This is a genomic window from Rahnella sp. AN3-3W3 (assembly GCF_003263545.1).
Taxonomy (GTDB): Bacteria; Pseudomonadota; Gammaproteobacteria; order Enterobacterales; family Enterobacteriaceae; genus Rahnella; species Rahnella variigena.
This window is the reverse complement of sequence record NZ_JYDG01000090.1, coordinates 1-14053: the sequence shown is the minus strand read 5'-3', so window position 1 is coordinate 14053 and position 14053 is coordinate 1. Positions and strand designations below refer to the sequence as shown.

Below are 14053 nucleotides of genomic sequence, written 5' to 3'. Positions count from 1 at the left end.
AGGGTTGACCATGAGTGCATTGACGATTTTTAGTGACCAGGATCCTTCCGCACCGGTGTGGGAAAGCCGCGACGGCGATGCTATTGCCGCCGAACTGAGCAAAATTGATGTGCGTTTCGAACGCTGGCAGGCCGACCGCGATTTAGGCGCGAATCCTCAGCCGCAGGACGTGATTGCCGCTTATCAGCATGAAATCGACAAGCTGGTCGAAGAAAAAGGCTATCAAAGCTGGGACGTGATCAGCATGCGTCCGGACAACGAACAGCGCGAGGTGCTGCGCACCAAATTCCTTTCCGAACATACGCATGGCGAAGATGAAGTGCGTTTTTTCGTTGAAGGCGCAGGGCTGTTTTGCCTGCACCTCAATGGTAAGATTTTCCAGATCCTGTGCGAGAAGAACGATCTGATTTCCGTACCGGCCAACACCCGCCACTGGTTTGACATGGGCGGCTCTCCGTCATTTACCGCAATCCGCGTGTTCGACAATCCGGAAGGCTGGGTGGCGCATTTCACCGGCGATAAGATTGCCGATGCGTACCCGAGGATGGGGGAGTAAGGTTTGCGTACTGCAGAAACAAAAAAACCACCAGAAGGTGGTTTTTTTGTGCTGGTCAGGTTAGCGGCCTTTCCAGCGGGCTTCGTTACTGATGTAACGCAAGCGCAACCCAGCCACAACATAGTCTGCTTTCTGAACAATTTTGTCAAGTTGGTCGACAACAAGTGTATGATTGTGGCGGCCCTTTACGCCGTCTTAGCAAACGGGCACCGGTTTCAGAAAAGGATGTCCAATGACCGTCAACGCAGGCGCAACCCAGCGCTTGTTTCACGGAGATATCACCGGTGGTGTTGACGTGAAGCGGTCTTTGCAAGGACCGCACAATGAAACGGTACATCTGTATCTTTCTCGTTGTCACCGGCGCGACGCTGACACAAGGGAAGGGGAGCTGGAGCATTTCCAACAACTCTCTTAATGTGATCATTAACGCACCGGGCAAGTAAGCCAGAAAGCCGTCCCGCAAGGGACGGCTTTCTTCAGGCCTTTAACGCATTACCTGCTTACCATAATTCGGTGAGCGTGGGCCGTACAGCAGGCCGTCGGTCTGAGATGCACTCAGCAGACGGTAGCTGGTGAGCCCGGCGATATCATGACCTTTGTCGGAAATCGTGCTGGAGATTTGTTTCACCGCAGCCTGAACCAGCATGCCGATGATCCCGCCGTTGTTGTTGTCATTTTCGCTGTCAGAGGCAGTGGCGTTACCTGTCCACAGCACTTTGCCATTGCGTAAATCCACCAGTTTGGCATTAGCGGTGACACGGGTTTCGCTGGAAACCACCATGTAGCTGCTGCCGTAGCTGGTGATATCAATGTAAAGCGCGGCATCCGCGCCGAAAATTTCACGCAGTTTGGCGGCGCTGACTGCACGGATATCTTCCGCACCGGTTATGCCGTTCTGCTTGAAAGTTTCCTCAACGACAGCCACCGGGAAGACATAGAAGCCGTCTTCTGCCAGCGGTGCCGTGACAGTTGAAAGCATGCTGTGGCTGGCGTTCACGTCCGGCGAATGGTTCACCGGCGGCAGGACCAGAATCGATCTCGGTTTGCTTTCTTTAAACGCGGTGTAATCGTAAGACGCTTTTTTCGCGCAGCCTGTCAGCAACAACGTCAGCACCATACCGGTCAGCAGGAATAAACGTTTCATTTAACACTCCCTTTATTTTTCAGCAGGAAATCCATGTAGGTTGCTGACTCAGGAAATAAACTTTTCTCAGTATTGAATTCCTGAAATGCCAGATCGGTATGACCGGTATTGGCATAAAGTAATCCCAGTTGGGCGTGCAGGCCTGGTGGAACGGCTTTACCGGTTGCACGGGATTTTTCAATCGACTCTTTTAATGACGCGATTTGTTCTTCCGGGCCGACTTTGTCACCCTGATAATACTGGTAAACGGTCTTCTGATAGTTATCCCAGTTATATAATGATGTGTCAGCCTGTTTTGCACAGCCCGCTAATAATAACGCTAGGGTAAAAAATCCACCTTTTAACACGGCGCGTTGGGTTTTACGTAATGTCATTTGATAATATCCGTATTATTAATTAGCCGGACGCCATGCGCCGCTTTCGATCCCATTCACCAGGTTATTCACCGCTTCACGGATTGCTAAATCCAGCACTTTGCCGTTTAAGGTAGAGTCATAACTGGCAGTACCGCCGAAACCAATAATTTCACGGTTGGACAGGGAATACTCGCCTGCGCCCTGTGAGGAATACACCACTTCAGAGGTCTGAACATTGACAACATTCAGGCTGACTTTAGCGTAAGCGATCTGTTGCTTACCGCGGCCGAGGATGCCCCACAACTGGTTGTCGCCGACTTCTTTACGACCAAACTCAGTCACATCACCGGTGATGACGTAATTAGCACCTTTCAGAGTTTGCGCCTGGCCTTTAATTCCGGCTTCTTCTTTAATTTCAGCCATATTGGTGCGGTCTAAAACATTAAAGCGGCCAGTTTGTTGCAGGTCAGTCACCAGAATAGTTTTAGACTGATTGCCCAGACGATCGACGCCGTCAGAGAAAATGCCACTCATATAGCTTGAGCGGTTATCGAATTTGCCGACAGAAATCGGACTGCGGGGGCCATTATATTGCGTGTTATAAGAAGCGACTTTCTGAACTTCAACCGTGCGGGATGATTCTGTTGCACACCCTGTTAATGTGCCTGCCGCAATCATTGCCGACAAAATGAAAACTGATTTCCTCATGTTACTATTCCTTGTCAATTTAATTTTTATTAACGGGCAAGGGCTGCCCGTGCCAAATTAAAATAATTTGACTTAATGTTATTCCAATAAGTATCAGGAGATATTTCACTTAACACGATGAATTATCTCAATAGCCATTTTTACTCTTTAGGGCGCGGAATACCGGCGCTGAGAGAGAGTAAAATTTAAAATTGGCTAATGATAATCCTAACAGATATTGCTTTTCGATTTCCTTACATTAATGGATTTTCTTTATCATTAGCTCAAAAAAACAGCGCCTGCAGGCGCTGCATTATTTACCAGAGGGTTAACGTAAGGCTCGCCTGAAGATCCCTTCGCGAACCTGATCCGGCGTCACCACGCCCCCATCCAGCACCCATCCGCTGATCAACTCTGCAGGCGTCACATCAAACGCCGGGTTATAAACCTGTGCGTCCAGCGGTGCCCATTGCACGGACCCAAAACTGCCGGAAACGCCGGTGACTTCGCGTGCGTCGCGCTGTTCGATGGGGATAGCGGCACCGTTCGGACAATGCGGATCGTGCGTGGTATGCGGTGCGGCGACGTAGAACGGAATGCCGTGATATTTCGCCAGAACCGCCAGGCTGTAAGTGCCGATTTTGTTGGCAACATCGCCATTCGCAGCAATGCGGTCAGCGCCGACCCAGATGGCATCGACGCGCTTTTGTGCCATCAGGCTGGCGGCCATCGAATCACAAATCAGCTGATAAGGAATGCCCAGCTCACCGAGCTCCCAGGCGGTGAGACGTCCGCCCTGTAACAGCGGACGGGTTTCGTCCACCCACACCTGTTCTACATTCCCCTGTTCATGGGCGCGGCGGATCACCCCGATCGCCGTGCCGACGCCTGCCGTTGCCAGCCCGCCGGTGTTGCAATGGGTCAGCAGGCGGCTGCCGGGTGTGACCAGCTTAGCGCCATGTGTGGCAATGCTTTCGCACAATGCCTTGTCTTCATCCACCAGACGCAATGCTTCTTCTGATAACGCCTTAACGTAATCAGGTTGTTGCAGCGCGACTTTCATCCGGTCGAGATTGTTCATCAGATTCACGGCGGTCGGGCGCGAGGCACGCAGCGTGTCCAGCGCATGATGTAATTCATCCTGCGCCATTCCCCGTTCAGCCAGCAGGGCAAGCAGCAGGCTGGCGGACAAGCCAATCAGCGGCGCACCACGCACGCGCAGGGTGCGGATGTGATCCACCAGTTCGCTGACGTCGCGACATTCGCGCCAGTCAGACCGTTGCGGCAGGGCTTGCTGGTCGAGGATCCACAGCTGGTTTTCACGAATACGTAAACTGGTGGTTGTGAGGCTTTGCATTATTGGTTAAATCCTTGTTGCCCGGTTGCATCTGGTCACTTATTCTGCCAACATGCGTAACGGATGTATAGACGTCTAAACGCTTTAAAGGCTAAAAAAGAATTCGAGAGGTCAGGATGTCGCGCTACTACACATTTACCGCCAAAGATGCCGTTGAATATGCCCGTCAGTTTGGCGGCGTGGCAGATCCGCAATCCCTGGTCACTGCCGATGAAATCGGTGACGGAAACCTGAATCTGGTGTTTAAGATCCGCGATACTGCGGGTAAAAGCCGGGTGATTGTCAAACAGGCGCTGCCGTATGTACGTTGTGTGGGTGAATCCTGGCCGCTGACCTTAGATCGTGCGCGCATTGAAGCTGAAACCCTGATCATTCACGGTCAGTATTGCCCGCAGCACACGGTCAGCGTTTTACATCACGACGCAGAACTGGCGGTGATGGTGCAGGAAGATCTGTCGGATCATCACATCTGGCGTAGCGAGCTGGTGCAGGGGAAATACTACCCGCAGGCTTCTGCCCAGCTGGGAGAATATCTGGCGCAGACGTTGTTCCATACCTCGGATTTCTTCCAGAACGCGCAGACCAAAAAAGCTGAAGTTTCCCGTTTCACTAATCCTGAATTGTGTCAGATCACCGAAGATCTGTTCTTTACCGATCCGTATGTCGATCACGAACGCAATAATTTTGATGCCGTATTGCAGCCGGAAGTGGATGCGCTGCGTGCGGATAAACCGCTGCGACTGGCGGTGGCTGCGCTGAAACACCGTTTCCTGAGTAAAGCGGAAGCGTTGCTGCACGGCGATATTCACAGCGGGTCGATTTTCGTCGCCGAAGGTAAACTGAAAGCCATCGACGCGGAATTCGGTTATTACGGTCCGCTGGGATTTGATCCGGGTTCGGCAATGGGAAATCTGCTGCTGAACTACTGTGGCCTGCCGGGACTGGTCGGGGTGCGTGAAGCGGCAGATGGCCGTGAGCAGCGCCTGAAAGATGTGCGTGAACTGTGGCTGAGCTTCTCGGAGCGTTTCCTGCAACTGGCGCGGGATAAATCCCAGGATCCGACGCTGGCGGAGCCGGGCTATGCGGAAGTTTTCCTGCAGGAAGTCTGGCACGATGCCGTCGGGTATTGCGGCGCGGAGTTGATCCGCCGCACCATCGGACTGGCGCACGTCGCCGATCTCGATACCATTAAAGATGCGGCGATGCGCGCCGATTGCCAGCGCCACGCGCTGAGCCTCGGACAAAAACTCATTCTGACCGCACAACAAATCGGCGATGTGGAGTCACTTATTGCGCGGATCCGTCAGTTCAGCTAATCCTGTAAGATTCTTGTATAATGCCCGCCTTCGAGGTGCGTAGGGGTAAACCCGGTGGCATTTCCTCGGTTTACTTTTAACAGGAATACAGAATTATGATGCATAACCATGTCTTGCGCAGCGTGCGCTACATGCTGGATTTGAGCGAAGGTCAGTTGATTGAGATCCTTAAAACGACCGGTACGCCTGTCAGCCCTGAAGTGATGTCACGTTACCTGAAAAAAGAAGACGAAGAAGGCTACATGGAAGTGCCAGACGAAGTGATGGCAAACTTCCTTAATGGCCTGATCACCTTCAAACGCGGTAAAGACGATCGCTTCCCGGCACCGGAAGTAGAAAAGCGTCTGACCAACAACATCATGCTGAAAAAATTGCGTGTGGCGTTTGAGCTGAAAACCGAAGACATGATTTCCGTGCTGACTGCGGCAGATTTCAAAGTCTCCGAAGGCGAACTGAGTGCGTTCTTCCGCAAGGAAGGCCATAAAAACTACCGTCCTTGCGGCGATCAGGTAATGCGTTATTTCCTGAAAGGGCTGACGGCGAAAGTGCGTCCTAAGAAGGGCTGAACATAAAGTATTCATGAAATAAATATTTTCACAGAGAATACTTCATTAGTGAATAATAAGCGGGAGCCTCAAAAAAGGCTCCCGTTTTACGTTTATTGATTCTGTAATTGCGGAATTTAGTTATTTCCTTTCTCACTTCACGTTTTTCCAGTTTATTTTTGACAGGATATTAATCCGGAAACTATCTTCATCCCTCGCCGTAATACCTCTGGGCACTATTTCAAAAAAAATAAAACACCGCTGTTAATTGAAGGGCAGCGGTTAAATTTTATAGTGAAAAGGATATCTTTTTATGACAAAAATTAAAGCGCTGGCCTTGTTCGTTGGATTTGCCGTTTCGGGTTCTTCTGTGGCTGCGGCGTCTCAAAGCAGTCTGGAAGCCCGCATGGCGCAACTCGAACAGCGTCTGCAGCAGGCAGAAACGCGAGCAGAAACGGCAGAAAAGCAAATTGAGCAGCTCAAACATCAGGACATCAAACGCGAACAGGAAATTGCTATCGTAAAAGAAGCTAACCCTGTAGAAGTTAAAAAAGATGGAATATCGAAAGACAAATTATTAACACTTAATGGATTCGATAATTTAAAACTGTATGGCGATGTGGAGTTTAATATCGACGGCGCAAGTCGTACAGGGCAATTAACCTCTGTGCGAACCAGTGACAATAAAAACTGGAAGCCGGGAAATAATGAGCGCTGGGATGTTAACGGACGGTTATTAATCGGGCTGGATGGTTATCGCCGTAATGATAATGGTCAGTTCTCTGGTTTCTCTGTACAGCCAACGGCTGACCTGAATGGCTCGATGAATCTTGATGATGCCGCCTTCTTCTTCGGTGAGGAAAAAGACTGGATGGCAAAAATCGGTCGTTTCGAAGCCTACGATATGTTCCCGCTTAATCAGGATACTTTCATCGAATACTCCGGGAATACCGCCAACGACCTGTACGCCGATGGTTATGGCTATGTCTATATGATGAAAGAAGGGCGCGGGCGTAGTGACAGCGGCGGCAACATCATGTTGAATAAAAATATCGGCAACTGGTATTTCGAGCTGAATACCTTGCTGGAAAACGGTTCAGCCTTGTTTGCCGATCAAAACTATCATGGCAACGAACTTGAGAATGACAAAAACGTTGCCTATCTGCGCCCGATCATTGCCTGGAAAGGGGATGCCTTCTCAGTCGCGGCGGCAATGGAAACCAACGTGGTGAACAACGCGTATGGTTACACCAACGATAAAAACGAATTCGTCGATCAGTCCAAACGTAATGGTTATGGCCTGACAATGACCTGGGACGGCCAGAAAGCTGACCCGGAAAATGGCGTGATAGCAAACCTGAGCACGGCGTATATGGATGCGTCAGATGAGAAGGACTTCACCGTCGGTGCCAATGCGTTGTGGAAAAACTTCGAGCTGGGTTACATCTACGCGCACAACAAAATTGAAGACTTTAATATCGAGGGTGTCCGCGCATCTGATTACGACGATGACTGGTTCGATGAGCCGGGCAACTACGACATCCATACCGTTCACGCCAGCTACCTGATCCCGAACGTCATGAACATGGAAAACTTCAACGTTTATCTGGGCGCGTACATCTCCATGCTGGAAGCGGATAAAACTTACAGCAGCGATGATGACAGTGACCAGAGGTATGGGGCGCGTGTCCGCTTTAAATACTACTTCTGATTACCCGTCATAATTCTGGCTGCAGATGCGTTGGCTTCGCGCACTTACCCCAGTCACATAGTTATCTATGTTTCTGGGGATGCGTTCACTTGCCGCCTTCCTGCAACCTGAATTCTTTAGGGTAATACGTGTGTATCTTCACAAATAATAAAAGCCTGAGTGCGTAAACACTCAGGCTTTTCTATGGATTAAACGTTAAATCAGGCAGCTTCGGTGTGGCGGGGTTTCGCCTCAGCCTTTTTTACGCTGTCTTTCTCCGCTTCTGGTTTTTGCGCAGCCAGGGCGTCTGGCTCAAACTCATCGACGTTGATTGAACGCAGACGGCTTTCTTCCGCACGACTCAGGATACGCGCATCGTCGGCGCTCAGATGACCGGCATCCAGACCTTTTTGCGCCAGAATATCCAGACGGGTGAATGGCAGCTTTTTACCCATCGCGTCGCACAGACGTTTGTGAACCGGCTCAGCGGCCAGAATATCCTGCAACGCTTCTTCCAGCAGACCGACCGGGTTGTGCTCGCTTGGCGTCAGATACTGACCACGACCGATGCGGCTGCGGGTCGCAGATGGCAGCTGCAGAATGCGCGCCAGTTCGTGATCCAGACGGTCAGACGGTGCGGCATGTGAAAGACCCAGCGGGAAAATCACCAGACGCATCACACCTGCCACGAAACGGTTCGGGAAGTTACGCAGCAAATCGTCGATAGCCACTTCAGCCTGATGCAGACAATCCTGCACGCCCCAGTGAACCAGCGGTAAATCCGCTTCGTTACAACCTTCTTCGTCATAACGTTTCAGCGTCGCCGTCGCCAGATACATCTGGCTGAGGATATCGCCAAGACGGGCGGAAATACGTTCGCGACGTTTCAGACTGCCGCCGAGCACGCCCATGGAAATATCAGACAGCAGCGCCAGATTAGCGCTCAGACGGTTGATGTGCTGGTAGTAACGTGCCGTTTTATCGTTAACCGGTGTATCGCTGGTGCGACCGCCGGTCAGACCGAGCCAGAAGCTGCGCATATTGTTACTGCCGACATGGCCGATATGTCCGAAGAGTGCACGGTCGAAATCAACCAGATCGTTTTTCTCAGCCGCCGCCATTTCACGCAGAACATAAGGATGGCAGCGGATCGCGCCCTGACCGAAGATGATCATGCTGCGGGTCAGAATGTTGGCACCTTCCACGGTAATCGCAATTGGCGCGCCCTGATAAGAACGGGCCACAAAGTTGCTGGTGCCGAGCATAATGCCTTTACCGCCGGTGATATCCATCGCATCCATCACGGCGCGCTGGCCGCGGTGAGTACAGTGGTATTTCACGATAGCCGACAGCACCGCCGGTTTTTCGCCGAGCATAATGCCGTTGGTAATCAGGGTCGCGGCGGCGTCCATCACATAAGCGTTACCGGCAATGCGTGCCAGCGGTTCTTCGATGCCTTCCATTTTGCCGATAGGCAGTTTGAACTGACGGCGGATATAGGCATATGCGCCGGTCGCCAGCGCCAGAGATTTCAGGCTACCCGTGGAGTTAGACGGCAGGGTAATACCGCGACCCACAGACAGACATTCCACCAGCATACGCCAGCCCTGACCGGCCATTTTCGGGCCGCCAATGATGTAGTCGATCGGCACGAAAATATCGTGGCAGCGCGTCGGACCGTTCTGGAACGGCACGTTCAGCGGGAAGTGACGATGGCCAATTTCGACACCGGCGGTGTCGGTTGGGATCAGCGCACAGGTAATGCCCAGTTCGGTTTCGTTGCCGAGCAGATGATCGGGGTCTCTCAGTTTAAATGCCAGACCCAGCACGGTGGCGATAGGGGCCAGCGTGATGTAGCGTTTGTTCCAGGTCAGGCGCATACCGAGGACTTCTTTCCCCTGCCACTGGCCTTTACAGACGATACCGAAATCCGGAATAGCACCGGCATCAGAACCCGCTTCCGGGCTGGTCAGGGCGAAACAAGGGATTTCCAGACCTTCTGCCAGACGCGGCAGATAGTGATCTTTCTGCTCCTGCGTGCCGTAATGTTGCAACAATTCGCCCGGGCCGAGGGAGTTCGGCACACCGACGGTGATCGCCAGAATACCGGATACACCGGCCAGTTTTTGCAACACACGTGCCTGAGCGTAAGCGGAGAATTCCAGGCCGCCGTATTCTTTCTTAATGATCATCGCGAAGAAGCGATGTTCTTTCAGATACGCCCACAGTTCAGGCGGCAAATCTGCCAGTTCATGGGTTATCTGGAAATCATTCGCCATGCGACAGGCTTCTTCAACTGGCCCGTCAATAAAGCGCTGCTCTTCTTCGGTCAGTTGCTGTTCAGGGTAATCCTGCAATTTTTTCCAGTCAGGCTTACCGCCAAACAGATCGCCTTCCCACCAGGTCGTCCCGGCTTCAATGGCTTCTTTTTCCGTGCGTGACATGGCAGGCATCACTTTACGGAAGGTGCGCAGGGCAGGGGCTGAGAACAATGAACGACGCAGGGCAGGGATATTGAACGGCAGCAAAATGATCGCCAGCGGCACCAGAAGCCACAGCGTCCACAAATTAATGGCACCCATGGCAGCGGTAAACGCCAGTAAAATCAGGCTGCTAAGGGCAAGATTGACCTTGTGGTAGAACAACACACCAAGGATCACGACAAATGCAACAATGCTAAGAACCATCATAGTAAAGCTCCTGAGTAGTAGGAGGTCTGACCTGTTGTAGGGATACAATGGTTTTAGTTCATGCTCATTTCTTTATCAATGTGTTTACATGCTAATTACAACACAGCTCACAAACCGGTCGCACGAAGCGTCAAAAATAGAAACTATCGGAATCATTACCGCTTCATTGCTTCTCGCTGTTTCGGCTTTCCGTTAAACTGCACAGCGGAACGTTTTATTGCTATCGGCCGTGCGTAAACCGGCTGCAAATGGACATAAAAGAGGCTGCTATGTACCAGGATATTATCCGTACTGAACTGAACGAAGCTGCTGATACGCTGAATAAATTCATCAGCGATCCGGCAAATATTGAGTCTATTCAACGTGCAGCAGTGCTGCTGGCAGATTCATTCAAAGCGGGTGGGAAAGTGATTTCCTGCGGCAACGGCGGTTCACATTGTGACGCCATGCATTTCGCGGAAGAGCTGACAGGCCGTTATCGTGAAAACCGTCCGGGCTATCCGGCGATTGCCATTTCTGACGTCAGCCACATCTCCTGCGTCGGCAACGATTTCGGTTACGAATACATTTTCTCCCGTTATCTGGAAGCCGTTGGCCAGAAAGGTGACGTTCTGCTGGGGATCTCCACTTCCGGCAATTCTGGTAACGTGATCAAAGCTATCGAAGCTGCCCGCGCTAAAGGCATGAAAGTCATTACCCTGACCGGTAAAGATGGCGGCAAAATGGACGGCTCAGCCGACGTGGAGATCCGCGTTCCGCACTTTGGTTTCGCTGACCGCGTGCAGGAAATCCACATTAAAGTGATACATATCCTGATTCTCTTAATCGAAAAAGAGATGGTCAAGGCATAAGATTTTTGCCGTAAAGGAGGCAGGTGATGTGCGAATTGCTCGGGATGAGCGCTAACGTCCCTACTGATATTTGTTTCAGTTTCAGTGGATTAGTGCAGCGCGGTGGCGGGACTGGTCCGCATAAAGACGGCTGGGGCATTACCTTTTATGAAGGCAATGGCTGTCGTACTTTTAAAGATCCGACGCCAAGTTTTAATTCGCCCATTGCCCGCCTTGTTCAGGAATATCCGATCAAATCCTGCGCGGTGATTTCTCATATTCGTCAGGCAAACCGTGGCGAAGTGGCGCTGGAAAATACCCATCCGTTCACCCGCGAACTGTGGGGACGCAACTGGACTTACGCGCACAACGGCCAGCTTCGCGGTTACCGCCAGCTGGATACCGGCACGCTGCGCCCTGTCGGTCAGACAGACAGTGAATACGCTTTTTGCTGGTTGCTGCATAAACTCACCCAACGTTATCCGCGCCGCCCTGCAAGCTGGCCGCCGGTGTTTCGCTATATCGCGTCGCTGGCTGATGAGTTACGGCAGAAAGGGGTGTTTAACATGTTGCTGTCGGACGGCAATTTCGTGATGGCATACTGCTCGACGAATTTGCACTGGATCACGCGGCGGGCGCCTTTCGGAAAGGCAACGTTGTTGGATCAGGATGTGGAAATTGATTTTCAGCAGCAGACGACACCGAATGATGTCGTCACCGTGATTGCCACGCAACCGCTAACCGCAAACGAAACCTGGAACAAGATTGCCCCAGGTGAGTTCGCGTTATTTCATCGGGGCGAACGCCAGCTGTGAGGACAGCGGGGTGTTAGACAACGGTTGCAGCACTTCATATTTACCGTCAGTGACCACAACATTCGGTGGCTGATGGTGTTTCTCAAAGTACGCATATCCCGGTTGTAACTGGCTCCAGAAGCTGTAGTAGCTTGAGTTTTTGTGCGCCTTCATGTTGGCATCGGTCATTTTGAACGGATAAATGCTGATCTGCAGATTACGTTGCCCGAACTGGAATGCCGCCTGCACATAGGTAAAGATTTCGTCCATGTAGCCGTCGGTCATGGCGTAGCAACCGATAGACTTACAGTTTCCGTGGATCATCAGATACTTACCCGAATAGCCCTGCGAGATGTCGTAAGCATTGGGGAAACCGATGTTGATGGCGCGATAAAAGCGGCTGTCGGGTTTCAGGTGGTGGATATCCACGTTGTAGAAACCTTCCGGGCTTTTGAAATCACCTTCGCGACGTTTATTTCCCAAACCGCCAGAAAAATCGCAGATGCCGTAACTGCCGATCAGACGAAATTCGCCGTCGAGTTGGGCATACAATTCGAGTTTACGTTCTTGTTTGAAGATCTGGATATAAACCGGAGCGCCTAACAATTGCTTTTTAAGCGTCGCGTTGACCGGGACAGCATCGCTGGCCACAGCGTAATTTGCTGTAAATAAAGGCAAACTGAGGAGCATCGCAAGAAACAGCGCGATTCTGATCATTCTAAATCCTGCTTGGTAATAATGTCGATTATTTTGTCTACAGCGGAACTGCCTGTAAGACCGCCACTGATTTTCTTCTTATGTACTGCCTGTCTGAAACGATGCCATATTAATACTGATTAATTTTTTAGCAATCACCAAATAATGAATAATGAGTTTCGATATCGGAAATTTATTACCTTGCCATGAATGGTGATTAATTAAGCGAAATTAACCAACATTTTCTGTGTTGGAAATCTCCACACTCAACTGTATACTTATACAGTCATTGGGGGAGGGCTATGCGTAAAATCATTCATGTGGATATGGACTGCTTTTTCGCGGCCGTCGAGATGCGCGACGATCCTTCCCTGCGCGATATTCCAATCGCTATCGGCGGCAGTCGTGACCGCCGTGGCGTCATCAGTACCGCCAATTATCCAGCCCGCAAATTTGGCGTACACAGTGCAATGCCTACCGGCATGGCCCTGAAACTGTGCCCGCATCTGAAAGTCATTCCCGGCAGAATGGACGCCTATAAAGAAGCGTCAAACCACATTCGTGAAATCTTCGCGCGTTATACGCCATTGATTGAACCGTTGTCACTCGATGAAGCTTATCTGGATGTTTCCGACGCCACTCAATGCAATGGTTCCGCCACACTTATCGCCGCTGAAATTCGCCAGGCCATTTTCGATGAAATCAATCTGACGGCTTCTGCGGGCATTGCGCCGATAAAATTTCTGGCAAAAATCGCCTCAGACCTGAATAAACCCAACGGCCAGTTTGTGATTACGCCCGATAAAGTGGACGCGTTTTTACAAGATTTGCCGCTGAGCAAAATCCCCGGCGTCGGCAAAGTCACCGCCCAGCGGTTGCAGGAGCAGGGGTTGATCACCTGCGGTGATGTACAGCGTTACGATCTGGCGAAACTGCTCAAACGCTTTGGCAAGTTTGGACGCGTGTTGTGGGAACGCTGTCAGGGGATTGATGAGCGCGAGATTTCCCCCGAGCGGTTGCGTAAATCCGTCGGTGTGGAACGTACGCTGGCCGAAGATATTCACAGCTGGGAAGAGTGCGTGGCGCTGATCGAACGTTTGTACCCCGAACTGCAAACGCGCTTAAGCCGCGTCAGCCCGGATCTGCGCATTGCGAGACAGGGTGTAAAACTCAAATTTCATGATTTCCAGCAGACCACGCAGGAACACGTGTGGCCGGTGCTGAATAAAGAAGATTTACTGAAAGTCGCGCGTGATGCCTGGGAACAGCGGCGCGGCGGAAGGGGAGTCAGGCTGGTGGGGTTGCATGTGACGTTGCGAGGATCCGCAGATAGAGCGGCAGCTATTGTTAGATTTAAACTCCTCCCCCTGCGAAGGGGGAGGCTGGGAGGGG

12 protein-coding genes and 1 pseudogene are annotated in these 14053 nt (G+C 51.4%); 7 read left to right on the top strand and 6 right to left on the bottom strand.

Annotated elements, in window-relative coordinates:
* Positions 1–10: 10 nt before the first annotated feature.
* Complete coding sequence (locus tag UC15_RS20570) at positions 11–556, top strand: acireductone dioxygenase (protein WP_112290562.1); 546 nt, start codon at positions 11–13, stop codon at positions 554–556.
* Between the two features lie 484 nt (positions 557–1040).
* Here UC15_RS20570 and UC15_RS20565 read toward each other — a convergent pair whose 3' ends face one another.
* The 4 genes from UC15_RS20565 to mtnA form a co-directional block, all read right to left on the bottom strand.
* Complete coding sequence (locus UC15_RS20565) at positions 1041–1700, bottom strand: DUF799 domain-containing protein (RefSeq protein ID WP_112290561.1); 660 nt, start codon at positions 1698–1700, stop codon at positions 1041–1043.
* Entirely contained in the window at positions 1697–2074 is a 378-nt protein-coding gene (locus UC15_RS20560) for a DUF4810 domain-containing protein (RefSeq protein ID WP_112290559.1), read from the bottom strand. Before UC15_RS20560 ends, UC15_RS20565 begins: the two co-directional genes overlap by 4 nt.
* 18 nt (positions 2075–2092) lie before the next feature.
* Positions 2093–2764, bottom strand: a complete 672-nt coding sequence (locus UC15_RS20555; RefSeq protein WP_112290558.1) for a CsgG/HfaB family protein — start codon at positions 2762–2764, stop codon at positions 2093–2095.
* 307 nt (positions 2765–3071) lie between these two features.
* Positions 3072–4100 (bottom strand): S-methyl-5-thioribose-1-phosphate isomerase, encoded by a 1029-nt coding sequence (gene mtnA, locus UC15_RS20550; RefSeq protein ID WP_112290556.1) that lies wholly within the window; start codon positions 4098–4100, stop codon positions 3072–3074.
* 116 nt (positions 4101–4216) lie between these two features.
* On the opposite strand from mtnA, the gene mtnK reads away from it, so the two are divergent.
* The 3 genes from mtnK to UC15_RS20535 all read left to right on the top strand — a co-directional run bounded on the left by mtnK (position 4217) and on the right by UC15_RS20535 (position 7672).
* The gene (gene mtnK / locus UC15_RS20545) at positions 4217–5416 is read left to right on the top strand and encodes an S-methyl-5-thioribose kinase (protein ID WP_112290555.1); all 1200 of its coding nucleotides are present in this window, start codon (positions 4217–4219) and stop codon (positions 5414–5416) included.
* A gap of 95 nt (positions 5417–5511) precedes the next feature.
* Positions 5512–5982, top strand: coding sequence for a DUF1456 family protein (locus tag UC15_RS20540; protein ID WP_095923134.1), 471 nt, complete (start codon positions 5512–5514; stop codon positions 5980–5982).
* A 292-nt stretch (positions 5983–6274) separates the two neighbouring features.
* Complete coding sequence (locus tag UC15_RS20535) at positions 6275–7672, top strand: carbohydrate porin (RefSeq protein WP_112290553.1); 1398 nt, start codon at positions 6275–6277, stop codon at positions 7670–7672.
* Positions 7673–7872: 200 nt separating this feature from the next.
* Here UC15_RS20535 and fadE read toward each other — a convergent pair whose 3' ends face one another.
* Positions 7873–10341, bottom strand: coding sequence for an acyl-CoA dehydrogenase FadE (fadE, locus tag UC15_RS20530; RefSeq protein WP_112290552.1), 2469 nt, complete (start codon positions 10339–10341; stop codon positions 7873–7875).
* A 269-nt stretch (positions 10342–10610) separates the two neighbouring features.
* On the opposite strand from fadE, the gene lpcA reads away from it, so the two are divergent.
* A complete protein-coding gene (lpcA, locus tag UC15_RS20525) occupies positions 10611–11192 on the top strand; it encodes a D-sedoheptulose 7-phosphate isomerase (RefSeq protein WP_095923131.1) in 582 nt (193 codons plus the stop codon).
* Between the two features lie 26 nt (positions 11193–11218).
* Entirely contained in the window at positions 11219–11986 is a 768-nt protein-coding gene (locus UC15_RS20520; protein WP_112290550.1) for a class II glutamine amidotransferase, read from the top strand.
* Here the strand turns inward: UC15_RS20520 and dpaA are convergent.
* Complete coding sequence (gene dpaA / locus UC15_RS20515) at positions 11957–12682, bottom strand: peptidoglycan meso-diaminopimelic acid protein amidase (protein ID WP_112290549.1); 726 nt, start codon at positions 12680–12682, stop codon at positions 11957–11959. The genes UC15_RS20520 and dpaA overlap by 30 nt on opposite strands.
* A 281-nt stretch (positions 12683–12963) precedes the next feature.
* Between dpaA and dinB the strand changes: the two are divergent.
* Positions 12964–14053: pseudogene (gene dinB, locus UC15_RS20510) on the top strand (DNA polymerase IV); the annotation flags it as partial.

What these genes read in the sequence shown, in the direction of transcription:
- UC15_RS20570 (WP_112290562.1), top strand. Translation starts at nt 11, where the DNA reads ATGAGTGCATTGACGATTTTTAGTGACCAGGATCCTTCCGCACCGGTG.
- UC15_RS20565 (WP_112290561.1), bottom strand. Translation starts at nt 1,700, where the DNA reads ATGAAACGTTTATTCCTGCTGACCGGTATGGTGCTGACGTTGTTGCTG.
- UC15_RS20560 (WP_112290559.1), bottom strand. Translation starts at nt 2,074, where the DNA reads ATGACATTACGTAAAACCCAACGCGCCGTGTTAAAAGGTGGATTTTTT.
- UC15_RS20555 (WP_112290558.1), bottom strand. Translation starts at nt 2,764, where the DNA reads ATGAGGAAATCAGTTTTCATTTTGTCGGCAATGATTGCGGCAGGCACA.
- mtnA (WP_112290556.1), bottom strand. Translation starts at nt 4,100, where the DNA reads ATGCAAAGCCTCACAACCACCAGTTTACGTATTCGTGAAAACCAGCTG.
- mtnK (WP_112290555.1), top strand. Translation starts at nt 4,217, where the DNA reads ATGTCGCGCTACTACACATTTACCGCCAAAGATGCCGTTGAATATGCC.
- UC15_RS20540 (WP_095923134.1), top strand. Translation starts at nt 5,512, where the DNA reads ATGATGCATAACCATGTCTTGCGCAGCGTGCGCTACATGCTGGATTTG.
- UC15_RS20535 (WP_112290553.1), top strand. Translation starts at nt 6,275, where the DNA reads ATGACAAAAATTAAAGCGCTGGCCTTGTTCGTTGGATTTGCCGTTTCG.
- fadE (WP_112290552.1), bottom strand. Translation starts at nt 10,341, where the DNA reads ATGATGGTTCTTAGCATTGTTGCATTTGTCGTGATCCTTGGTGTGTTG.
- lpcA (WP_095923131.1), top strand. Translation starts at nt 10,611, where the DNA reads ATGTACCAGGATATTATCCGTACTGAACTGAACGAAGCTGCTGATACG.
- UC15_RS20520 (WP_112290550.1), top strand. Translation starts at nt 11,219, where the DNA reads ATGTGCGAATTGCTCGGGATGAGCGCTAACGTCCCTACTGATATTTGT.
- dpaA (WP_112290549.1), bottom strand. Translation starts at nt 12,682, where the DNA reads ATGATCAGAATCGCGCTGTTTCTTGCGATGCTCCTCAGTTTGCCTTTA.